The organism is Paenibacillus sp. VT-400, from assembly GCF_001029205.1.
Classification (GTDB): Bacteria; Bacillota; Bacilli; order Paenibacillales; family Paenibacillaceae; genus Paenibacillus; species Paenibacillus amylolyticus.
In genome coordinates this window covers 106,153-128,043 of the sequence record NZ_LELF01000062.1, presented here as the reverse complement: position 1 = coordinate 128,043, position 21,891 = coordinate 106,153, and the positions used below count along the sequence as shown (strand labels likewise).

The 21,891-nt window shown below is 48.2% G+C and carries 13 protein-coding genes, 8 tRNA genes, 2 rRNA genes and 1 riboswitch; of the genes, 1 reads left to right on the top strand and 22 read right to left on the bottom strand.

The window, feature by feature from the left end; translation table 11 throughout:
* Positions 1 to 33: 33 nt before the first annotated feature.
* The 19 genes from EL84_RS09070 to guaA all read right to left on the bottom strand — a co-directional run bounded on the left by EL84_RS09070 (position 34) and on the right by guaA (position 16,820).
* The gene (locus EL84_RS09070) at positions 34 to 576 is read right to left on the bottom strand and encodes an acyltransferase (RefSeq protein ID WP_047841446.1); all 543 of its coding nucleotides are present in this window, start codon (positions 574 to 576) and stop codon (positions 34 to 36) included.
* Complete coding sequence (gene ppaX, locus EL84_RS09065) at positions 573 to 1,229, bottom strand: pyrophosphatase PpaX (RefSeq protein ID WP_047841445.1); 657 nt, start codon at positions 1,227 to 1,229, stop codon at positions 573 to 575. Before ppaX ends, EL84_RS09070 begins: the two co-directional genes overlap by 4 nt.
* 6 nt (positions 1,230 to 1,235) lie before the next feature.
* Positions 1,236 to 2,261, bottom strand: a complete 1,026-nt coding sequence (lgt, locus tag EL84_RS09060) for a prolipoprotein diacylglyceryl transferase (protein ID WP_047841444.1) — start codon at positions 2,259 to 2,261, stop codon at positions 1,236 to 1,238.
* Between the two features lie 121 nt (positions 2,262 to 2,382).
* A complete protein-coding gene (gene hprK, locus EL84_RS09055; RefSeq protein ID WP_017691278.1) occupies positions 2,383 to 3,321 on the bottom strand; it encodes an HPr(Ser) kinase/phosphatase in 939 nt (312 codons plus the stop codon).
* Positions 3,322 to 3,739: 418 nt separating this feature from the next.
* A complete protein-coding gene (locus EL84_RS09050) occupies positions 3,740 to 4,867 on the bottom strand; it encodes an ABC transporter ATP-binding protein (protein ID WP_017691279.1) in 1,128 nt (375 codons plus the stop codon).
* Between the two features lie 103 nt (positions 4,868 to 4,970).
* The gene (locus tag EL84_RS09045; RefSeq protein WP_053061435.1) at positions 4,971 to 6,164 is read right to left on the bottom strand and encodes a PucR family transcriptional regulator; all 1,194 of its coding nucleotides are present in this window, start codon (positions 6,162 to 6,164) and stop codon (positions 4,971 to 4,973) included.
* 144 nt (positions 6,165 to 6,308) lie between these two features.
* Positions 6,309 to 6,381, bottom strand: a tRNA-Lys gene (locus EL84_RS09040).
* Between the two features lie 7 nt (positions 6,382 to 6,388).
* Positions 6,389 to 6,474 (bottom strand) — tRNA-Tyr (locus tag EL84_RS09035).
* A 12-nt stretch (positions 6,475 to 6,486) separates the two neighbouring features.
* Positions 6,487 to 6,559, bottom strand: a tRNA-Phe gene (locus EL84_RS09030).
* Between the two features lie 21 nt (positions 6,560 to 6,580).
* A tRNA-Asp gene (locus EL84_RS09025) sits at positions 6,581 to 6,658 on the bottom strand.
* 9 nt (positions 6,659 to 6,667) lie between these two features.
* A tRNA-Thr gene (locus EL84_RS09020) sits at positions 6,668 to 6,743 on the bottom strand.
* Between the two features lie 5 nt (positions 6,744 to 6,748).
* Positions 6,749 to 6,824: transfer RNA gene (locus EL84_RS09015), tRNA-Val, on the bottom strand.
* Between the two features lie 9 nt (positions 6,825 to 6,833).
* Positions 6,834 to 6,910, bottom strand: a tRNA-Met gene (locus tag EL84_RS09010).
* A 43-nt stretch (positions 6,911 to 6,953) separates the two neighbouring features.
* A tRNA-Ser gene (locus tag EL84_RS09005) sits at positions 6,954 to 7,045 on the bottom strand.
* Positions 7,046 to 7,126: 81 nt separating this feature from the next.
* Positions 7,127 to 10,052: ribosomal RNA gene (locus EL84_RS09000) — 23S ribosomal RNA — on the bottom strand.
* A gap of 355 nt (positions 10,053 to 10,407) precedes the next feature.
* A 16S ribosomal RNA gene (locus EL84_RS08995) occupies positions 10,408 to 11,960 on the bottom strand.
* The 16S and 23S rRNA genes sit together here with 8 tRNA genes alongside, the layout of an rRNA operon.
* A 774-nt stretch (positions 11,961 to 12,734) precedes the next feature.
* Positions 12,735 to 14,111, bottom strand: coding sequence for an NCS2 family permease (locus EL84_RS08990; protein WP_047841443.1), 1,377 nt, complete (start codon positions 14,109 to 14,111; stop codon positions 12,735 to 12,737).
* Between the two features lie 171 nt (positions 14,112 to 14,282).
* Positions 14,283 to 14,382: riboswitch (purine riboswitch) on the bottom strand.
* A 402-nt stretch (positions 14,383 to 14,784) separates the two neighbouring features.
* The gene (locus tag EL84_RS08985) at positions 14,785 to 15,036 is read right to left on the bottom strand and encodes a hypothetical protein (protein WP_047841442.1); all 252 of its coding nucleotides are present in this window, start codon (positions 15,034 to 15,036) and stop codon (positions 14,785 to 14,787) included.
* Between the two features lie 245 nt (positions 15,037 to 15,281).
* Positions 15,282 to 16,820 carry a glutamine-hydrolyzing GMP synthase gene (gene guaA / locus EL84_RS08980; protein ID WP_047841441.1) on the bottom strand — a complete coding sequence of 513 codons (1,539 nt, stop codon included), beginning with the start codon at positions 16,818 to 16,820 and terminating at the stop codon, positions 15,282 to 15,284.
* 221 nt (positions 16,821 to 17,041) lie between these two features.
* On the opposite strand from guaA, the gene EL84_RS31980 reads away from it, so the two are divergent.
* Positions 17,042 to 17,188: a hypothetical protein gene (locus EL84_RS31980; protein WP_161799413.1), complete on the top strand. Its 147-nt coding sequence runs from the start codon at positions 17,042 to 17,044 to the stop codon at positions 17,186 to 17,188.
* Positions 17,189 to 17,198: 10 nt separating this feature from the next.
* Here EL84_RS31980 and EL84_RS08970 read toward each other — a convergent pair whose 3' ends face one another.
* From EL84_RS08970 to EL84_RS08960, 3 genes are read right to left on the bottom strand one after another with little or no spacing between them, the layout of a single operon-like run.
* Positions 17,199 to 19,562: a transglutaminase-like domain-containing protein gene (locus EL84_RS08970; protein WP_047841439.1), complete on the bottom strand. Its 2,364-nt coding sequence runs from the start codon at positions 19,560 to 19,562 to the stop codon at positions 17,199 to 17,201.
* The gene (locus EL84_RS08965; protein ID WP_047841438.1) at positions 19,549 to 20,820 is read right to left on the bottom strand and encodes a DUF58 domain-containing protein; all 1,272 of its coding nucleotides are present in this window, start codon (positions 20,818 to 20,820) and stop codon (positions 19,549 to 19,551) included. Before EL84_RS08965 ends, EL84_RS08970 begins: the two co-directional genes overlap by 14 nt.
* On the bottom strand, positions 20,817 to 21,806 hold the full coding sequence (locus tag EL84_RS08960; protein WP_047841437.1) for an AAA family ATPase: 990 nt from the start codon (positions 21,804 to 21,806) through the stop codon (positions 20,817 to 20,819). Before EL84_RS08960 ends, EL84_RS08965 begins: the two co-directional genes overlap by 4 nt.
* Positions 21,807 to 21,891: the final 85 nt, after the last annotated feature.

Here is a 21,891-nt window from a genome sequence, read left to right as displayed (position 1 = left end):
CTTCAACCCATCTTCATTCATTACTTTATTGACTCAATGCACACTACCCTGAGAAGAATCATCCGTGTTAAAGACAGTTTCTTCCGTAGAAGCTGCCGCACTGGATAAATCACGAAGTGGATTACCTCCAACAAAAGCTCCTGGTGCAACATCCTTATGTACGACTGCTCCAGCAGCTACAACGGCTCCATCCCCTATGGTTACCCCGGGCAGAATCGTTGTGTTAGCACCAATCAGTACATTTTCCCCGATAATCACCTCACCGAGTCTGTACTCCTTAATAAGATACTCATGAGCGAGAATCGTTGTGTTGTAACCGATGACCGAGTTTTCGCCGACCGTTATTTTCTCCGGAAAAAACACATCCACCATCACCATCAGGCCAAAGGCTGTGTGTTTTCCCACCTTCATACCGAGCATTCGGCGGTAAATCCAGTTCTTCACCGATAGGATTGGACAATAACGTGACAACTGGATCCAGATAAAATTACAAACGCCCTTCCACGGACTCACTGTCTTGTAGATATGCCAAAGTGCATTCTGGTCCTCTACCGGATAGCGGGTTACTTTTCTCATGAACGTCCCGTTTCAATACGGATGAGTTTCAACAAGTCTCTCATGTCATGCAACATATAGTCGGGTCCATATCCGTTCAGGATTGTTTCTCCTTTAAGAGACCATGCAACCCCCGCCGAGAGTGCGCCCGCATTCTGTGCCGATTGGATATCCACTGGACTGTCACCCACCATTAACGTTTTGGCAGGATCTGCACCCAGTTCCGTCATCGCTTTCAGTACAGGTTCAGCGTGCGGCTTCGGATTCGTTACGTCAGTTACTGTTACAATCGTCTTCATATACTTCAATAGGTCAAAACGCTCCAACACCTTTAATGTAGATGGACGAATTTTGGTTGTGACTACCCCCATCACAATGCCGGCCTGATGTAGCGCCTCCACTACTTCAATAACATGTGGAAAAGGTCTAACCATCGCTTCATGGTGGATATCATTATAGGCACGGTAACCCTTTACGTACTCGGAGACTTCCTCCTGGCCGGAGAAAGTGCGCATTTGCTGCTCCAGTGTGCCACCCATATGTGGAATGATCTGTTCCCGTGTCCATGGAGCTGAATGTTCCCATCCCCCCATGACATGCTGGAATGAGCTGATAATCAGCTCATTGGTATCAATAATCGTTCCATCCAGATCGAACAATACCTTGTCAATCATGTTGCATTACTCCTTTTTATCATCAACTTGCTTGGATTCATCTTTGGCTGGAGGTGTTACCTTGTTCTCTTTGCCAGTAACCGTTCCCGTATGCTCCATATCATCAGTAGGAACCTTGGACGATACAATCGGATCACTATAACGAACATCTGCTTTACCTGTCACTCTTCTCACCACAATGAATACAACAGCAACAATAATGATGCCAATCGCGAGCAGTTGCGAGATTCTTACGTTACCGTAAGCAGGATCAAGATATCCTTGTTCGAAGCCCATTGCAGTCATTGGAGACCACAGCCCGTTCACTAATGAAGCAACCCATTGCGGAGCTTGGAAGCCAAGACTGTCCGTACGTAGAGCTTCAATGAAGAAACGACCGATAGAGTACCAGATGAAATAAGACATGAACAGTTCACCTGAACGCAGAAACTTCTGACGACGCAGAACCAGCAGCAAGACCAGACCAACGAGACTCCACATCGATTCATACAAAAACGCAGGATGGTGGAATACGCCCTCTACGTTCATTTGATTCACAATAAAGTCCGGCAGATGAAGCTTGTCTCTCAAAAATGATTCTTCTACAGGACCGCCGTAGGCTTCCTGATTCACAAAGTTCCCCCAGCGTCCGATCAACTGTCCAACGAGCAGTCCAGGCGCACAGATATCGGCCATACGCCAGAAGTTATACCCTTTACGACGGAAGAAAATAACTGCACAGATGATTGCACCAATAAGGGCACCATAGATGGCGATACCGCCATTCCATATTTTAAAGACATCCCAGAAATTATCTTTATAATCTTCCCATTTAAATGCGACGTAGTAAATGCGGGCACCAATGATGGCAGAAGGTACGCCCAGCAAGACCATGTCCATGAACACTTCCTGTGGAATATTGTAACGTTTGCCCTCCCGGATCACGAGCAGGAGTCCTATAAGTGCCGCAGCACCAAGAATAAGCCCGTACCAGTGAACCTTTAACGCTCCAATAGAGAACGCAATCGGGTTCAACAGTAATAATGTATCCATTCATTCACACTCCTATTTATTCAATCAATCGCACGCATGACGAATGGTTGGCATACACTGCGCCTTAAGAGAAGCAGTACATGTCAACCATTTATCTTCATTTCCTTGTATAAAATGTTTCTTAATCCATGTCTTCCATATCTTCGGAGATGGTTGCTGTCAGCTTGTTCGTGAATTGCAGTGCAGCATTCAGACCCATCTGTTTCAGGCGATAGTTCATACCTGCCACTTCAATAATAACCGCCAAGTTCCGTCCCGGACGAACAGGGATTGTAACAAGAGGTACATCCGTATCAATGATACGTGTAGTCTCTTCATCCAGACCCAGACGATCATATTGTTTATCCTGCTGCCATGCTTCCAGACGTACAACCAAAGTAATCCGTTTGTTATTCCGAACCGCACCGGCTCCGAACAATGTCATGACGTTGATAATACCGACACCTCGAATTTCGAGCAAGTGGCGGATCAATTCAGGTGCAGTACCGTGCAACTGAAAATCTGACGTTTGGCGGATCTCTACCGCATCATCGGCAATCAGTCGGTGTCCACGTTTCACCAGTTCAAGCGCTGTTTCACTCTTACCAATACCGCTGCTACCTGTGATCAGCATACCTACGCCATAGACATCACAAAGTACACCGTGAATGGTTGCTGTTGGTGCCAATTTCTTTTCCAGGAATCCCGTGATCCGGCTGGATAGAATTGTTGTAGCCATGTTGCTGCGAAGTACAGCCAGATTCTGTTCTTCACTAATATCAATCAGCTCTTGTGGAACTTCCAGTCCACGCGTGACAACGATACAAGGTGTCTCTTCCGTACAAAGACGTTGCATACGATCACGCCGCTCTTGCTCAGGTAACATTGCAAAGAAAGCTAACTCCGTTCTTCCAAGCAGCTGTACCCGTTCTTGTGGATGGTATTCAAAATAACCGGCCATTTCCAAACCAGGACGGTTCAGGTCATCTACCGTAATGACTCTTTTCAATCCGTGAGATCCAGAAACAACCTCCAATTGAAATTGCTGCACCAGTTCAGATACTTTCACTTTTTTCGCCATTTGTCTCTTCCTTTCAGCATTAGCTGTCCCTCTATGTACATCAGATCGTGTATCAGTTATTTCCATTATTAGCGCATTCACAACATGGGGTACAGAATGCATACCCTTCCAACAGTCGATTCTCTCAAATAAATGAAGACAGACCTTCAAATAATCTTAAATGAATTCCGGGATGAATGCAATCGCAGCCTCCGACAACCATTAGTAAGAAAAGTCTTCTGATCGAAGCACCTTCTAGGATACTACATTCGTAGTTTAAGGGGTGTTTTTCTTACGATTATCAATCCTTCAACTCTGCCGAAACTTATAAATTCATTAATCTTAAAAAAGCCCCTTCCAGCAATAACGGAAGGGGCTCTCATTACAATGTATAATTGCGTTAACTGTCAGGTTCCATCGTCACCGAGGAATCCCAGTATTATTTGTCTTGAAGAAGTACGTTCACTTCAGTCTCTTTGTCAAAGATATGAACTTTGTTCATGTCGATGGCCATTTTAACTGTGGAACCATCACGAGTGTTAGAACGTCCGTCTACACGTGCGATCGTTGTATCATTACCAACACCGCTCAAGTAGAGGAGCATTTCGTGACCCAGGTTCTCTGTAACATCTACGTGTGTAGAGAATACAGAGTTCGGGGATGCTTCCAGGAATACTGGCTCTTCGTGAATGTCTTCTGGACGAACACCCAGAATCACTTCTTTACCAATGTATCCTCTAGATTTCAACACTTGTGCTTTACCTTGCGGGATTTCAACATCCACACCAGGAGCTATGAAATGCATGCTAGTACCTTGCTCAGCGAGTTTACCCGAGATAAAGTTCATTGTCGGGGAACCGATGAAACCAGCTACGAACAGGTTAGCCGGCAGGTTGTACAACTCTTCCGGAGAAGCTGCTTGTTGGATGATACCATCCTTCATAACAACGATCCGATCACCCATCGTCATAGCTTCGATCTGGTCATGCGTTACGTAGATAACAGTTGTTTCCAAACGTTTCGCAAGTTTAGTGATCTCAGCACGCATTTGACCACGCAGTTTGGCATCCAAGTTGGAGAGAGGCTCATCCATCAAGAACACTTGTGGATCACGGACAATCGCACGTCCCAAAGCGACACGTTGACGTTGACCACCGGACAATGCCTTAGGTTTACGCTCAAGCAAATGTTCGATATCCAGAATTTTAGCTGCTTCACGTACACGTTTGTCGATCTCATCTTTTTTAACCTTACGCAATTTCAAACCAAACGCCATGTTTTGATATACGCTCATATGCGGATACAAGGCATAGGATTGGAATACCATCGCGATATCGCGGTCTTTAGGTGCAACATCATTAACGACACGGTCACCGATATAGAGTTTACCTTCAGAAATTTCCTCAAGGCCTGCGATCATACGAAGTGTTGTTGATTTACCACAACCGGACGGGCCTACCAGTACCAGAAATTCTTTATCTTTAATGTCCAGGTTAATGTCAACTACAGTTGCTTTATCAGAACCCGGGTATTTTTTGAAAATATGCTCTAAACGTACTCCAGCCATGATTGTTGCCTCCTCAGAGATCATTTTGTAATCGAATACAATTTGTATTTTTATAATACCCTATCTACGTGAGGTTTGACTATTCGCAAACTGCACAAAAATATCAATGCTTTTTCGTCACTTTGTACATTAGTAGTAAAAACTGCACTAGAACAGCACTTTCGAAGTGCCTCACATCGTAACCAATCTCCTGTTTTATCTTGTCCAGACGATAAACCAACGTATTACGATGAATGAAAAGTCGTTTCGCTGTCTCGCTGACATTACAGTCCAGGCTAAAAAAGGTCTCCAGCGTAGCAAGTGTCTCACTGTCATTGAAGATCACCGTGTCTTTGCCAGTTTCCTTTATAAAACGTATACGTTGATCATCTGGAATGCTCGCTACCAACCGCTCCAGGTGAAGATCCCATGGGAGATGAATATGCTGCGTAACATGGAATGCTCTCCCTAAGTGAACACTTTCTCTAAGAAGAGTTGTGACCGATACAAGTTGTTGCGCAGGAATGCATGGCAGAGATGCGGACAGATGGAACACCCCAGCCCACTCACTGGCAACCAATTCATGCAACCCCAGACAAAAGGCGTTCAGCGAATCCTTTTTGGCTTCCGTTGTATCTTCCTCGGCTTCTTCTGTAACAATTTCTTTATCACCCATGAAAATCCACTCTTGCTCCCCCAAAGGAATCAAGACTATCTCCTCGCCAAAGTAACTCTCAAGCAACTTGTTGAGTTCCTTGGATCGTAAACGATGTGCATCCGGTGTATCCCCTTGCAGCAAGAAGAGAATTTTCTCAGCATTTAATCCTGCGGGCACCACAAAGCGATCAGGAACCGCTTCAGATTCCTGCTTGGTTGGTTCTTCGATCTGCTCTTTAAGCCAGAGACCCAATTCAGTCAAATACTGCTCCCTATCATTCTCATATACAACAGGTTGTACCTCATCGGGTAGAGCCGTGTTAGTACGGATCAAAAGCTCAATCAATTGTCGTGTCTCCACGGTAATAGATTTTGCAGGGCATCCCCAACACACGACAGTCTCTTCTTGCTCATTCATCCGAACCTTAAAAAATATACGCTTTCCCGTATTCAAACTGATCACATCGGATGAAATTGGAGATGCAGATTGATCAGATAACTCCTGACGCTCACCTTCATCACCAAGGGTCTCTGAATTTTCATGATTACCAACTAGATTGGCAACAGATTGCATCCATTCTTCTATTGTAATTTCATATTCGTCCAAAGTTGTGCCTATAATGACTTCAATTTGCTGTTTTAAATCAGGTATGAGCTTCATATAATGAACGTCACCACTCTGCATGTTTTCTATTAGTTTATCATATCTTGACCAGCATTAATAAATATCCATATTGAGCTAAAATTACATAACAAAAAAAGAGCAACTAATCAAATTAATGATTAATCACTCTTTTCTTAAAGATGAGTCATGAAGGGCTCGAACCTTCGACACCCTGATTAAAAGTCAGGTGCTCTACCAACTGAGCTAATGACTCATAAAACTGGTGGAGGATGATGGATTCGAACCACCGAACCCGTACGGGAGCAGATTTACAGTCTGATGCGTTTGGCCACTTCGCTAATCCTCCAGGGATTAAAGGTGGCTCGGGACGGAATCGAACCGCCGACACGAGGATTTTCAGTCCTCTGCTCTACCGACTGAGCTACCGAGCCATATTTAATTTTTAGGATTAATGGCGGAACCGACGGGATTCGAACCCGCGATCTCCTGCGTGACAGGCAGGCATGTTAGGCCAACTACACCACGGTTCCAGGCATTAATGGTGCCGGCGAGAGGACTTGAACCCCCAACCTACTGATTACAAGTCAGTTGCTCTACCAGTTGAGCTACACCGGCGTATATGGTGGAGGCTGAGGGGATCGAACCCCCGACCCTCTGCTTGTAAGGCAGATGCTCTCCCAGCTGAGCTAAGCCTCCTGGGTAATATGGTAGCGGCGGAGGGGATCGAACCCCCGACCTTACGGGTATGAACCGTACGCTCTAGCCAGCTGAGCTACACCGCCATATTAATTGTGTCTTGATTGCTTGTCCATCTTTAGGTAAAGATGGCGGAGAGAGAGGGATTCGAACCCTCGCACCGCTTACGCAGTCTAACCCCTTAGCAGAGGGTCCCCTTATAGCCACTTGGGTATCTCTCCAAATAACAATCATCAACATCATTCAAGGATTGCTCCCTGAAAACTAGATTCGAAACGAAACATGCGAATTACAACTTGCTATTGGATAAGCCCTCGACCGATTAGTACTGGTCAGCTCCATGCATTGCTGCACTTCCACCCCCAGCCTATCTACCTCGTCGTCTTCAAGGGGTCTTACATACTGGGAAATCTCATCTTGAGGGGGGCTTCACGCTTAGATGCTTTCAGCGTTTATCCCGTCCGTACATAGCTACCCAGCGGTGCTCCTGGCGGAACAACTGGTACACCAGCGGTACGTCCATCCCGGTCCTCTCGTACTAAGGACAGCTCCTCTCAAATTTCCTACGCCCACGACAGATAGGGACCGAACTGTCTCACGACGTTCTGAACCCAGCTCGCGTACCGCTTTAATGGGCGAACAGCCCAACCCTTGGGACCTACTTCAGCCCCAGGATGCGATGAGCCGACATCGAGGTGCCAAACCTCCCCGTCGATGTGGACTCTTGGGGGAGATAAGCCTGTTATCCCCAGGGTAGCTTTTATCCGTTGAGCGATGGCCCTTCCATGCGGTACCACCGGATCACTAAGCCCGACTTTCGTCCCTGCTCGACTTGTAGGTCTCGCAGTCAAGCTCCCTTATGCCTTTGCACTCTTCGAATGATTTCCAACCATTCTGAGGGAACCTTTGGGCGCCTCCGTTACTCTTTAGGAGGCGACCGCCCCAGTCAAACTGCCCACCTGACACTGTCCCCGCACCGGATTACGGTACCAGGTTAGAACCTAGATACGATCAGGGTGGTATCCCAACGTTGCCTCCATGCAAGCTGGCGCTCACGTTTCAAAGGCTCCCACCTATCCTGTACAGATCGTACCCAAATTCAATATCAAGCTGCAGTAAAGCTCCATGGGGTCTTTCCGTCTTGTCGCGGGTAACCTGCATCTTCACAGGTATTAAAATTTCACCGGATCTCTCGTTGAGACAGCGCCCAAGTCGTTACGCCATTCGTGCGGGTCAGAATTTACCTGACAAGGAATTTCGCTACCTTAGGACCGTTATAGTTACGGCCGCCGTTTACTGGGGCTTCGGTTCACAGCTTCGGATTGCTCCTAACCACTCCCCTTAACCTTCCAGCACCGGGCAGGCGTCAGCCCGTATACTTCGCCTTACGGCTTCGCACAGACCTGTGTTTTTGCTAAACAGTCGCTTGGGCCTTTTCACTGCGGCCCCCTCGTGCTATTCACACTACCGGGGCACCCCTTCTCCCGAAGTTACGGGGTCATTTTGCCGAGTTCCTTAACGAGAGTTCTTCCGCGCGCCTTAGAATACTCTTCTCGCCTACCTGTGTCGGTTTGCGGTACGGGCACCATCACCTGGCTAGAGGCTTTTCTTGGCAGTGTGAGATCATGACCTTCGCTACTATAATTTTCGCTCCCCATCACAGCTCAGCCTTACAATGTGCGGATTTGCCTACACATCAGCCTCACTGCTTAGACGGACATCCATCAGTCCGCGTCACTACCCTACTGCGTCCCCCCATTGCTCATAACGGCTTACGGTGGTACAGGAATTTCGACCTGTTGTCCTTCGACTACGCCTTTCGGCCTCGCCTTAGGTCCCGACTTACCCTGAGCGGACGAGCCTTCCTCAGGAACCCTTAGGCTTTCGGCGGATCAGATTCTCACTGATCTTTTCGTTACTCATACCGGCATTCTCACTTGTATAATGTCCAGCGCTCCTTACGGTACACCTTCAACCCTTATACAACGCTCCCCTACCCCTGATGCAAAGCATCAAGCCATAGCTTCGGTGGTGTGTTTAGCCCCGTTACATTTTCGGCGCAGAGTCACTCGACCAGTGAGCTATTACGCACTCTTTCAATGGTGGCTGCTTCTAAGCCAACATCCTGGTTGTCTGTGCAACTCCACATCCTTTCCCACTTAACACACACTTGGGGACCTTAGCTGATGGTCTGGGCTGTTTCCCTTTTGACAATGGATCTTAGCACTCACTGTCTGACTCCCGGAAGTAAGTCTATGGCATTCGGAGTTTGACTGAGCTTGGTAACCCTTGCGGGCCCCGCACCCAATCAGTGCTCTACCTCCACGACTCTGTTTTCCGAGGCTAGCCCTAAAGCTATTTCGGGGAGAACCAGCTATCTCCGAGTTCGATTGGAATTTCTCCGCTACCCCCACCTCATCCCCGCATTTTTCAACATGCGTGGGTTCGGGCCTCCAGTGCGTGTTACCGCACCTTCACCCTGGACAGGGGTAGATCACCCGGTTTCGGGTCTACGTCCACGTACTAAGTCGCCCTATTCAGACTCGCTTTCGCTGCGGCTCCGGCTCTTCACCTTAACCTTGCACGGGAACGTAACTCGCCGGTTCATTCTACAAAAGGCACGCCATCACCCCTAAAACGGGCTCTGACTTTTTGTAAGCACACGGTTTCAGGTTCTATTTCACTCCCCTTCCGGGGTGCTTTTCACCTTTCCCTCACGGTACTGCTTCACTATCGGTCGCTAGGAAGTATTTAGCCTTGGCAGATGGTCCTGCCGGATTCATACGGGGTTTCACGTGCCCCGCACTACTCGGGATCCGTCTCGGAGGGAACCAACTTTCAACTACAGGGCTTTTACCTTCTTTGGCGGGCCTTTCCAGACCTCTTCGCTTAACCGGTTCCTTTGTAACTCCATGTGAGACGTCCCACAACCCCAAAGAGCAAGCTCTCTGGTTTGGGCTTCTCCGCGTTCGCTCGCCGCTACTGACGGAATCACTATTGTTTTCTCTTCCTCAGGGTACTTAGATGTTTCAGTTCCCCTGGTATGCCTCTGCACAACCTATGTATTCAGTTATGAGTAACTGGAAATTACCCCAGCTGGGTTTCCCCATTCGGACACCCCCGGATCAAAGCTTGCTTACAGCTCCCCGAGGCAGTTTCGTTGTTCGCCACGTCCTTCATCGGCTCCTAGCGCCTAGGCATCCTCCGTGTGCTCTTAGTAGCTTAACCTTTTGTTCCGGTTTCGGTCGCTCGCTTCCCTTGTTTTGCTTGCGCAAAGCCAAAAGTCGCTCTCACCCGATACCATCACAAAAGCAATCTACCTTATAACACTTGACTTGTTTGCACAAGTTCAGCTTAAAGGAATGTTCTAATTCGCGTTTGTTTCGTTTCGATATCTAGTTTTCAAAGAACAAGCTCCATGCAAAAGCAAGCTGTTTGAGAGTTTGAGCTCTCAAAACCGAACAACGAGTGAGTGTTTTGCTCTTCATTTCATCCACACCGAAGTGAGGACCGAAATGAATGTGTGCAGGTTCTAAGAACTGCATATTTGAATGTTTCCGTTGCAGGAAACGATTCTCCATAGAAAGGAGGTGATCCAGCCGCACCTTCCGATACGGCTACCTTGTTACGACTTCACCCCAATCATCTATCCCACCTTCGGCGGCTGGCTCCTTGCGGTTACCCCACCGACTTCGGGTGTTATAAACTCTCGTGGTGTGACGGGCGGTGTGTACAAGACCCGGGAACGTATTCACCGCGGCATGCTGATCCGCGATTACTAGCAATTCCGACTTCATGCAGGCGAGTTGCAGCCTGCAATCCGAACTGAGACCGGCTTTGTTGGGATTGGCTCCATCTCGCGATTTCGCAGCCCGTTGTACCGGCCATTGTAGTACGTGTGTAGCCCAGGTCATAAGGGGCATGATGATTTGACGTCATCCCCACCTTCCTCCGGTTTGTCACCGGCAGTCTATCTAGAGTGCCCACCCGAAGTGCTGGCAACTAAATATAAGGGTTGCGCTCGTTGCGGGACTTAACCCAACATCTCACGACACGAGCTGACGACAACCATGCACCACCTGTCTCCTCTGTCCCGAAGGAAAGATACATCTCTGCATCGATCAGAGGGATGTCAAGACCTGGTAAGGTTCTTCGCGTTGCTTCGAATTAAACCACATACTCCACTGCTTGTGCGGGTCCCCGTCAATTCCTTTGAGTTTCAGTCTTGCGACCGTACTCCCCAGGCGGAGTGCTTAATGTGTTAACTTCGGCACCAAGGGTATCGAAACCCCTAACACCTAGCACTCATCGTTTACGGCGTGGACTACCAGGGTATCTAATCCTGTTTGCTCCCCACGCTTTCGCGCCTCAGCGTCAGTTACAGCCCAGAGAGTCGCCTTCGCCACTGGTGTTCCTCCACATATCTACGCATTTCACCGCTACACGTGGAATTCCACTCTCCTCTTCTGCACTCAAGTCACCCAGTTTCCAGTGCGATCCGGGGTTGAGCCCCGGGATTAAACACCAGACTTAAATGACCGCCTGCGCGCGCTTTACGCCCAATAATTCCGGACAACGCTTGCCCCCTACGTATTACCGCGGCTGCTGGCACGTAGTTAGCCGGGGCTTTCTTCTCAGGTACCGTCACCTTGAGAGCAGTTACTCTCCCAAGCGTTCTTCCCTGGCAACAGAGCTTTACGATCCGAAAACCTTCATCACTCACGCGGCATTGCTCCGTCAGGCTTTCGCCCATTGCGGAAGATTCCCTACTGCTGCCTCCCGTAGGAGTCTGGGCCGTGTCTCAGTCCCAGTGTGGCCGATCACCCTCTCAGGTCGGCTACGCATCGTCGCCTTGGTGAGCCGTTACCTCACCAACTAGCTAATGCGCCGCAGGCCCATCCCCAAGTGACAGATTGCTCCGTCTTTCCAGTTTTCTTCAGGCGAAGAAAACAATTATTCGGTATTAGCTACCGTTTCCGGTAGTTGTCCCAAACTTGAGGGCAGGTTGCCTACGTGTTACTCACCCGTCCGCCGCTAACCATCAGAGAAGCAAGCTTCTCTTCAAGTCCGCTCGACTTGCATGTATTAGGCATGCCGCCAGCGTTCGTCCTGAGCCAGGATCAAACTCTCCAATAAAGTATTGAAAAGAGCGATAAGCTCATTTTGAATCTGACGAGATTAAAAATCTCATTTGTGCTCCAGTCGATTCAAGCCAAGGCTTGTCTCAAACTTTTGCGTTCATTCTGCAAGCAGAATGTTTACTCACTCGTTGTTCAGTTTTCAAAGATCAAACTTATTTTGTTGCCTAATGTCGTTCTCTTCAGCAACTCTTATATAATATCATGTCCGAACCAACTTTGCAAGTTCTTTTTTTCAAGTTTCTTTCGAAGCTTATTTCAATCGCTTGCCGCACCGTGTATCTCGTGTTTTTTTGGCCGGAAATAGAATATACCATGTACAGTTATGGAACGCAAGTCTTTTTTCGATAAACATTAAATTCTTATGAAATGAGTACCCTGTAGACCTTTTAACAAGTATCTCCTTATAGCCGGCTAATTGATACATCTGCGCACTAACTTTAATGATCAGAGTAATTAACTTACAAACGCAATAAGTTTTTATATATGATCCTTAATCCAACTTATATAGAAACTCATGTTGTATACAGTACATACTCATCACGTTATAGAACTTATTAACCGATGATTTCATTGGATAAACAACCAACAAATCATAAATCATTATACTCATTCCTTCTATATAGAAGGAAAACATTTTTGAAATTCATTTTGCCCAAGAAAAGAATACAAAAAAAGCGAAAGCTCCGGGTTTAAATCCCGTGGCTTCCGCTTCTTTCATATATAAGGTATCAAACTTATCTCCGTATTCTTCATTAAACCTAATGTACGCTTACTCCCCGCCAATAAATACGTATCGGCAAACTACAATGAGCGCCAAGATCCACATAAGCCAATGAATTTTCACTTTACGCTCTGTAACCAAGTTACTGAACACCGCCAGAATCACATAAGATACGATACCTGCGGAGATCCCGTTTGCGATTCCACCTGTGAAAGGCATCAATACAATGGTAAGGAATGCAGGGAAAGCTTGCAGGAAATCATCCCACTCAATGCTGCGCACTTGACTCATCATAAGCACACCCACGATGATCAATGCCGGAGCCGTCGCAGCGGATGGAACAACCAGCGCAAGCGGTGCGATAAACAGGGCCAAAATGAACAATAAACCTGTCGTTACCGAAGTCAGTCCTGTACGTCCACCTGCCTCAACACCTGAAGCACTTTCAACGTATGCCGTAATGGTACTTGTACCTAGTGCAGCACCTGCGCTGACACCAACTGCATCGACGAGCATCGCTTTACCGATCGTTTTCTCGCCTTTTTTCTTATCCTTCATAATCCCCATACGTGTTGCAGTACCTACCATCGTACCAAACGTGTCGAACAATTCAACGAAGGTAAAGATGAAGATGATCTCGAACAATCCGAGACTGATTGCACCTTTCAAATCCAGCTGTCCAACCGCCAGATCACTGAAATTAGGCAACCAGCTTGCGCCTGAAAGACCACTCAGATTCGTAACTCCCATCGGAATACCAATCAGCGTTGTTGCTACGATCCCGATCAGCAGAGCGCCTTTGACGCGCATAACCATCAGAATAGCAATAAGGAGCAAACCAATCAGGGCCAGCAACGCATCGTGATGTGTTACAAAGTTGCCCAATGACAAGTTAAAACTGCTACCCGGAATCGGCTGACTCAGATCTGCGTCTGGTGCAACATTAACTGTTACAGCCACGAGATTAGCAAGTTTGAAACCAATAATGGTAATAAAGAGACCGATACCAACCGTAATGGCCATTTTGATTGACTGCGGAACTGCAACAAGCAGCATTTGACGAATCTTCGTCACAGTCAAAATAATGAACACGATACCGGAAAGGAATACCGCTCCGAGAGCTGCTTGCCAAGTAATCGCTCCATTCGAACTTAGAACGACAGTCATGAAGTACGCATTCAGCCCCATACCTGGTGCAAGTGCGATCGGAATATTCACGAACAATCCCATAATAATAGTCATTAATCCGGCGCCGACGGCTGTCGCAAAGAATACTGCATTATCCGACATCCCCGCACCGGCTTGTCCCAAGAACAACGTATTTACAAAAAGAATGTAAGCCATTGTCATAAACGTAGTGAGACCCGCAACAATCTCCGTTCTAACGTTTGTTCCGTTTTCTTTTAATTTAAAGAAACGATCCATAATTACTAACTCCCCCTTAGAGATGTTGAAGCCATATTGAAAAACGACAAATGACCCTGATGAAGATTCTTCACCCAGGGTTCAGCTGACAAGGAGTGGCATGATGCCTTTACTAAGAACAAAAAAAATTCTAATGTGCGTGATGTCCCCGCAATCATGTAGAATTCATGTGCTTAGCCTTCTCCTCTTCGTAGCCAGATCATTAGGGTGATCTCGTAGAGACTCCCGGGCCAATCCCCAGGATTATACGAATAAGTATGCGCTATTTGTTTGTTTCCCATCACTATTTTAGGAGGGCAGTATGTTTTTGTCAATGAGAAAAACGAATATTAATATCACGCTTTTAGAATATCGTTCGTATTATTTAACAGATTGAACCAGTTCAGCGATTTACAACCCAATTGAATACGCTTTTTTCGGTGTAATCTCAATGGGATATGTCCATTCTTTCAGACTGAAAGTTCCGCAGGATAACATAAAAAGCTAGCCTGATTAGAGGGCGAGAAGCGCTCTAATTAGGCTAGCTTATGTTTCTGATGCGTTTTAGCAATCAGGTGAATGATGATCTAGGAATAACGATATCTCATATTCCAAAGACTTATACTCATTAGGTATATGGAGCAATTTACGACATGTTCCGGAGCTCTTTTTTACCGGATCAGTCCTATGTTAATTATATCTCTGTCTGCGGAGCATCCTGTATCTCTTGTTGTTCCTGATTTGTGTTTGTTGTTGAGTCAGAGGATAACTCCTGGTTACTGGACTGATCGGAAGAAGCATCCGCTGCCTCTAAATTCACAAATGGAAAGTCCCCCGAACCGGAAGCCAGATCTTGCATACCTGAACCGCATCCTGCCAGCATCACCATCAGAAACGCACTTCCAATGCCCATCTTCCATTTGCTCATATAGTCGGTTTTACGCATACATTCAATTCTCCTTTCAGTAGCCATATAGCTCTTAGTATGTACTTATTGTACAGGCCCGACCTGAAAGGATCATGAAGTCAACTTTAAAATGGGATTAATTTTGAAAGTTTATTACTTGTAAAAAAAGTAGCCCTACAAAAATTTGATCACAATATTCTTCTTAATAAAAAAACGCCCTTTTATTTGCGAAATACCGCAGATAAAAGAGCATTTTTTATAATCTATCGTTAAGAGTCTATACCCTATTCCCACTCAATTGTTGCAGGTGGTTTGGAAGTTACGTCATAGACGATACGGTTTACGTTATCAACTTCGTTAACGATCCGTACGGAGATTTTCTCCAGCACATCCCAAGGGATACGTGCCCAGTCCGCAGTCATACCGTCGATGGATGTTACAGCACGAATACCTACAGTGTAGGAATACGTACGCGCATCACCCATAACACCAACACTCTTCATGTTCGGCAGGGCTGTGAAGTACTGCCAGATTTCGCGGTCGAGACCGGCTTTGGCAATTTCCTCACGCAGGATGTAGTCGGAATCACGAACAATTTTAAGTTTCTCTTCAGTAACCTCACCTAGAACACGGATCGCAAGACCCGGACCAGGGAACGGCTGACGGTGTACAATTTCGTCCGGCAGGCCACACTCGGTACCGACTTTACGTACTTCATCCTTGAACAACGTGCTCAGTGGCTCGATCAGTTTGAAGTTCATGTCTTCAGGCAGACCGCCCACGTTGTGGTGGGATTTGATGGTCTGTGCAGTCGCTGTACCACTTTCTACGATGTCCGTGTACAGTGTACCTTGTGCCAGGAATGCAAAGTCATCAAACTGCTTGGACTCTTCGTCAAATACGTAAATAAACTCGTTACCGATGATTTTACGTTTTTGTTCTGGATCATCCACGCCAGCCAGTTTGGACATGAAGCGCTCTTGTGCATCAATTTTGACAACTTTCATGTCGAATTTGCCGACAAACGTCTCCATTACACTTTCTGCTTCACCTTTACGCAACAGACCGTGGTCGATAAACATACATGTCAGTTGATCACCAATGGCTTTGTGAAGCAATGCAGCTACAACGGAAGAATCTACACCGCCGCTCAGTGCACACAGTACTTTACTGTCGCCCACTTTTTCACGAATGTCTCTGATGGTGTCATCGATGAATGTCTCCATCGTCCAGTTGCCTTCGCAACCACAGATTTCGAACAGGAAGTTACGAATCATGTCGTTACCACGAACAGAGTGACGTACCTCAGGGTGGAACTGAACAGCATACAATTTACGCTCATCGTCACTCATGGCAGCGATTGGCGCACTTTCCGTACCTGCATCCAATTTGAAACCTGGAGGAAGTGTAACCACGTGGTCACCGTGACTCATCCATACGGTATGTTCGCCCTCAATACCTTTTGCCAGTGTAGATCCAGCAGCAAACTCAAGGTCTGCTTTACCGTACTCTCGCTTCTCGGAACGTTCTACTTTACCTTCGAGCTGTTGGGCCATAAGTTGCATTCCGTAGCAGATACCGAAGATTGGCAAGCCAAGGTCATAGACACCTGGGTCAACGTGTGGAGCATTCTCAGCATATACGCTGGACGGCCCACCTGAAAATACGATTCCTTTTGGTGCCATTTCTGCGATCTTTTCCGCCGGTGTGTTATACGGCAAAAGCTCGCTGTATACGCCAAGATCCCGGATTCTTCTGGCGATTAACTGGTTGTATTGGCCCCCAAAGTCAAGGACAACCACAATCTCATTCTGCTTATTCATAACCGTGCCTCCCTCAATTCAATGAAACTAATTATACGCAACGACAAAACATACCGTCAAGGAAAGGCGAAACTCCTTTTTTCGACATATCAAAACAGGATTACCAAATGCCTCTAAATATGAAATTTCGAATAGAAAAGCTTGGCAGCAAGATGCTGGTTCAAGTGTATGATCGTGGAAAGACGCCTCGTTCGCAGCGCAGCGCGAAAGGCGTCTTATGTATGGCATGCAGCGTAAACCAAATGCTGCGTTTAAAAACAGTGCGCCAGCCAATGGTGATCTTCATCTGCCCACAAGTGGCCAAGCTTTATTGGAAAGCGATAGCGATTGTATGGCAGATGCTTCGATTCTTTGGTGTAACGTTGTAACATCCTTGTGTTACAACGCCTGCAACCGCCGGGCCAAACGAAGTGCCCGGCGCAGGAAGTTCAGACTGTCCGCGCGCAGCGGACGGTCTGGCCCGTACAGCAGCCGTTCCCAGTCGGCTGCAAACCGCGCGATGTCCGCGCCGTCCGCGCCTGCGGCCAAAGCCGGTGACGCTGCATATTCACGCAGCGTCATACCCGGCGGCCGCGGGCCGTACCGGCGCGCGAGCGCGGCCCAGACCGGAGCGGCGGCGCGCAGCAGCCGCTCGCGGTCTGGAAAGCTGCTGCGTGGCCACGCCAGCAGCAGCCCTAACCGCAGCGCGGGGCGTAGCCGCCGCATGCGGACCAGAGCAGCGGCGCCCATCAGGGCCGCTGCCACAAGGGCTGCCGCGAGCCATGGCTCCGCGGCAATGGCCCGTGCGCGGGCGAGCAGCCACGCGCCCGCGTAACCCAATCCGCCGCTCATATACGGCGGATTCTCCGCAACAGGCTGCGGCCCGGCGAGCGCTGCGACACTTTCGCCCGCGCCTTGCGCCATGGTGAAGCCTGGCGTGGCCTCAAACGGCATCCAGCCTGCACCCGGAAAATATACCTCTACCCAGGAATGTGCATCTCCCTGTGAAATCACATACTGACTGGGCACATCCGGGTCAGCAACTCCGGGGCCAAAACCTTTAACCCAGCGTGCTGGGATGCCCTCTGCACGCAGCAACACAATCATGGCTGTGGAGAAATGATTGCAATACCCCTGCCGGGTGACGAATAGAAAATCATCCACAAAATCTGTTCCTCGCGGTGGCATACGGGTATCCAACGTATACTCGGCATGAGCAGCCAGATAAGTCTTGACGGCCTGCACAGCGTCATACCGGGTCTCACTGCCTTGAATGATTTCCTTGGCAAGCGTCTGCACTCGACCAGGTAGTGATGTAGGCAATTGCAGATAATCCCTCCGGATGGCTGCCGGATCTTTCCCTTTATTCGTTTCCTCAAGTAGACGTAACTGTTCAGGTGTTGCGACAGGAACCATGACATCTGCCGAATAATTTTCAACTATCTTATCGTCCCCTGAGCTCGCGAGCCACAATGTTGCCGAATCGCGATTAGACAGCAAAGAAAACATGTTTTCCTGATTATCCTTGTTTTTATCCTGGAACGATACGCTAACCGGTATCCCCCCGGTAAAGAGAGGATTTGGTCCTTTCCACTCTCGCTGCATCGTGACGGTTTGGCGAATGCGACTCCAATAGGTTGGATTCTCCCAACCATCAGCACGCAGCATTCCGGATGGACTGGCCGTTTCGAAGCTTTGACCCGGATCACTCCAAGTACTACCGTTATAATATGAACGGGTCTCCCCTCGCCAATACGTCACTTTTGGACTCTTTGCTATAAAAAAGATGGAGTTCCCCTGCACCAACGGTGCCCCCATAGGCGCGTCCGCTGTGCTATATCCCGTGACTGCCGTTGCAGCAGGGATACTACTGTGCTGTGTATAACCTGCCCAGCGAGCTATGCGTTCACCCATCTGCTCCAGAGATATGCGTTCCGGTTGAGGAATGGAAGCAAACTGGCCAGGTAACGCCGAGAGAAACACCATACCTGCGGAAACAGCGATAGTTACTGCACTCCAACGGCCGTAGGGGCTGCCGCGATAACTCGGAGTCGTGACTCCTCCATTGAGACGTAATAGCTGGAGCAGAGCCTGAATAAGAAAAATCCATAGGACAGACCGTATTAAAGAAGCATACACATCCAGCCCCGCAAAGGATTCAAGCAAAAGCAAATAAAGCAGCGTTGCACTGCCAAACAGCATAACGCTTCGACGTAACAATACGAGGGATTGCACAGAAGCCATGAGCATGCTCCAGCCGCACATCATGAACAACCCTCTCGTTTCTGTACTAATCGAGTGAAATCGCCAGTTATTTATAAAAGTGTCCATATCCGCTGAAAATATTCCCGGATAAGCGGCCGCCCAACGAACAGGATCACTTCCTCCGTACATCAGACATAAAGCAGCAAGTGCTATGAATAATCGGATCAGTACTCCGGTGATCCATCCTGTACGAATTAACCCCGCGAGCAATAACGCTCCCGTTAATCCCGCCATTACGGACAAGAACCGTTCACTGCCCTGCTGATCTGATGATGTAACAGGATATATCCACTCCAGAGACAGTATAAGTAAAATGACCGAAATAACAATTTTGTACAGGACAGGTACGCTAACATCTCCCTCATCCTTTATGTCCGTCACAGAATTCTGGTTCACAGTTTGATGTACAGAATAGGCCAATTCCATTCTCGTACGGGCCGTTGACTCTAAGTCGGCCATAGTGGAATCGGGTTGCTGGTTACCATTACGCTCCCACATCCGTTACCTCCACCTTTCCCAATGAAGATAACGCAACGTCTGTAACCGCATGGATCGGCACCCCGCTGTGACGAAGCCGCTCCAAGCTTAAGCTGTCATATCCCAATCCATTCATCAATCTATCCGTTGATCCTAATTGGTTTTGGTTCTGGTTTGCTTCAGTCAATTGCACCTCTACACGATAACCCGACCCGATTGCAGTTATGATCCATTCGGCCAGAACCTGATCCATCTTGCCTGTGAGAACCACAATTCGCGACCCGCTCGCCAGTCCATCCAGCATCTCCGTTCGAAGCGAAACAGAGCCTGATTGTGCTTTGGATATTTGTGCCCCCGCTAACTTGTCCAGTCCATGATTCTCATCATCTGCATGGAACGGCCCATGTTGCCATTGATCTTGTGCATCATAGTTCTTATCGCCGCCTTCCATCCACAGATGATAAGGAATGTCATCCCGTTCAGCGGTATGAATCCAGCGGGCAGCTGCACGAACCACTCGTTCAAAGGCAGGTGCATCCATGTTCTCCCGTTGTTTTACGTCATAACCCGACGCGCCTTCATACACAAGGATGCCGAGCGAAGCCAGATCCGTGGTATCAGGCAGAAAGGTCTGAAGTTTTCCCGTTTTGGCTGTACTTTTCCAATGAACTCGTCCCAGTGGGTCACCCTGCTGATATTCACGGAACTCAGGACTACGGTTTCCCTGGCTATTTCGTCGCTCCGACAGAGTCCCTTCGATCATCGCTGCGAATTCTACCGAATCACCCTTCCCCCAAGCTGTTGCTTGAGGAACAACAATCAAAGGGGTACCTCCCGAGGTCTCTGCGGAGAGGGTATTCCAGCCAAACATATCACCCCAGTACAATCTGCCCGTATCCCATCTGTAGACTCCTCTGCGTAACCCGGAACATTCATATTGATAGGAAAATTGTCGCCGTGTTCCCGGGAAAATCAATTTGCGATGAACACCTGCAGGTGTGTTCTCACACAGAACGATCCATAACAATGGAATACGGCAATTGAATTCCAGTTCGACCAGAACCCGTACCTGCTCGCCTGCCTCAATCCGGTTCGTGTGTATTTTCCGACGGATGTGAATATGCCGTGGTCCGAACCAATGGAGAAGCAGACCTCCTGTGAACATCAAGAAAGCTATAACGGATAGAAACAACGCCGCTTTGCCCCCATGCCACTGATACAAGGAAGCAAAAGCCACCACCAAGACAGCACTCACAATCCGTTGTCCCAGCGCAGTCATTGCCTCCGTCCCCTTCCCTGTGATGCCATCTGTACAGGTACCGGGACCGTTGACAATGCTTCTTCAATGACCTGTACTTGCCCCCAAACCTCCGCTCTGTTCTGGGCCTTCAATTGAATACGGTGGGAAAGGACAGGCACAGCTACCTCTTTCACATCATCCGGAATGACATAACTGCGCCCTTGAAGATAGGCAAATGACTGCGCCGCAGCCATCCAGGCCAGTGTTCCACGCGGACTGATGCCCAGTCTGACCGCCGGAAGGCTGCGAGAGGCTACAGCAACAGCCACCAGATACTGTTTAACGACCGGATCAACATGTACCTGTTTGACTTCACGCTGCATGGCTACGACCTCTTCAGCAAGGAGAACAGGGCGAAGTTCATCAAGCGCTTCTCTACCTTGCATGCGGGTTAACAATTCCAATTCCTGTGCCGGATCGGGATACCCCAGTCCAATTCTCATGATAAATCGATCCAGCTGCGCTTCAGGCAGACGGTACGTACCTTCGAACTGTAACGGGTTCTGTGTCGCCAGCAGAAAGAACGGGCGTGGCAAGGCATAGGTTGTGCCATCAACCGTAATACGTCGTTCCTCCATTGCCTCCAGCAGGGCAGACTGAGTGCGTGGTGAAGCGCGATTTATTTCATCAGCCAGGACAACGTTGGACATGACGGGTCCGGGCCGAAACTTGAATTCAGCTGTATGTGGATGATAGATTGAAGTGCCCGTAACATCTGCCGGCATGACATCGGACGTGAATTGAATCCGGCCCATGGAGCAGTCCAGTGCAGAAGCAACGGCACGAACCAGCATCGTTTTCCCGGTACCCGGCACATCTTCCAGAAGTACATGACCTCCACTGAGCATTGCGGTAAGGACATAACGAATCTCTGTTTTTTTGCCAATAATCACACTCTCAACACGCTTCATGACCCTGTTTAACAATTCAACAGCATGTTCATGTTCCATTCGGATATAAGACATTTCTCTGATCTCCTTCCGTTCATCAGCATTCCTGAACCATAGTAATCTATGATTCAGTGTTGCCCGGAAGTAGAGAGAATAGTCC

Coding starts and splice junctions, on each gene's coding strand:
- EL84_RS09070 (WP_047841446.1), bottom strand. CDS start 576: ATGAGAAAAGTAACCCGCTATCCGGTAGAGGACCAGAATGCACTTTGG.
- ppaX (WP_047841445.1), bottom strand. CDS start 1,229: ATGATTGACAAGGTATTGTTCGATCTGGATGGAACGATTATTGATACC.
- lgt (WP_047841444.1), bottom strand. CDS start 2,261: ATGGATACATTATTACTGTTGAACCCGATTGCGTTCTCTATTGGAGCG.
- hprK (WP_017691278.1), bottom strand. CDS start 3,321: ATGGCGAAAAAAGTGAAAGTATCTGAACTGGTGCAGCAATTTCAATTG.
- EL84_RS09050 (WP_017691279.1), bottom strand. CDS start 4,867: ATGGCTGGAGTACGTTTAGAGCATATTTTCAAAAAATACCCGGGTTCT.
- EL84_RS09045 (WP_053061435.1), bottom strand. CDS start 6,164: ATGAAGCTCATACCTGATTTAAAACAGCAAATTGAAGTCATTATAGGC.
- EL84_RS08990 (WP_047841443.1), bottom strand. CDS start 14,111: ATGGATCGTTTCTTTAAATTAAAAGAAAACGGAACAAACGTTAGAACG.
- EL84_RS08985 (WP_047841442.1), bottom strand. CDS start 15,036: ATGCGTAAAACCGACTATATGAGCAAATGGAAGATGGGCATTGGAAGT.
- guaA (WP_047841441.1), bottom strand. CDS start 16,820: ATGAATAAGCAGAATGAGATTGTGGTTGTCCTTGACTTTGGGGGCCAA.
- EL84_RS31980 (WP_161799413.1), top strand. CDS start 17,042: ATGGCATGCAGCGTAAACCAAATGCTGCGTTTAAAAACAGTGCGCCAG.
- EL84_RS08970 (WP_047841439.1), bottom strand. CDS start 19,562: ATGTGGGAGCGTAATGGTAACCAGCAACCCGATTCCACTATGGCCGAC.
- EL84_RS08965 (WP_047841438.1), bottom strand. CDS start 20,820: ATGACTGCGCTGGGACAACGGATTGTGAGTGCTGTCTTGGTGGTGGCT.
- EL84_RS08960 (WP_047841437.1), bottom strand. CDS start 21,806: ATGTCTTATATCCGAATGGAACATGAACATGCTGTTGAATTGTTAAAC.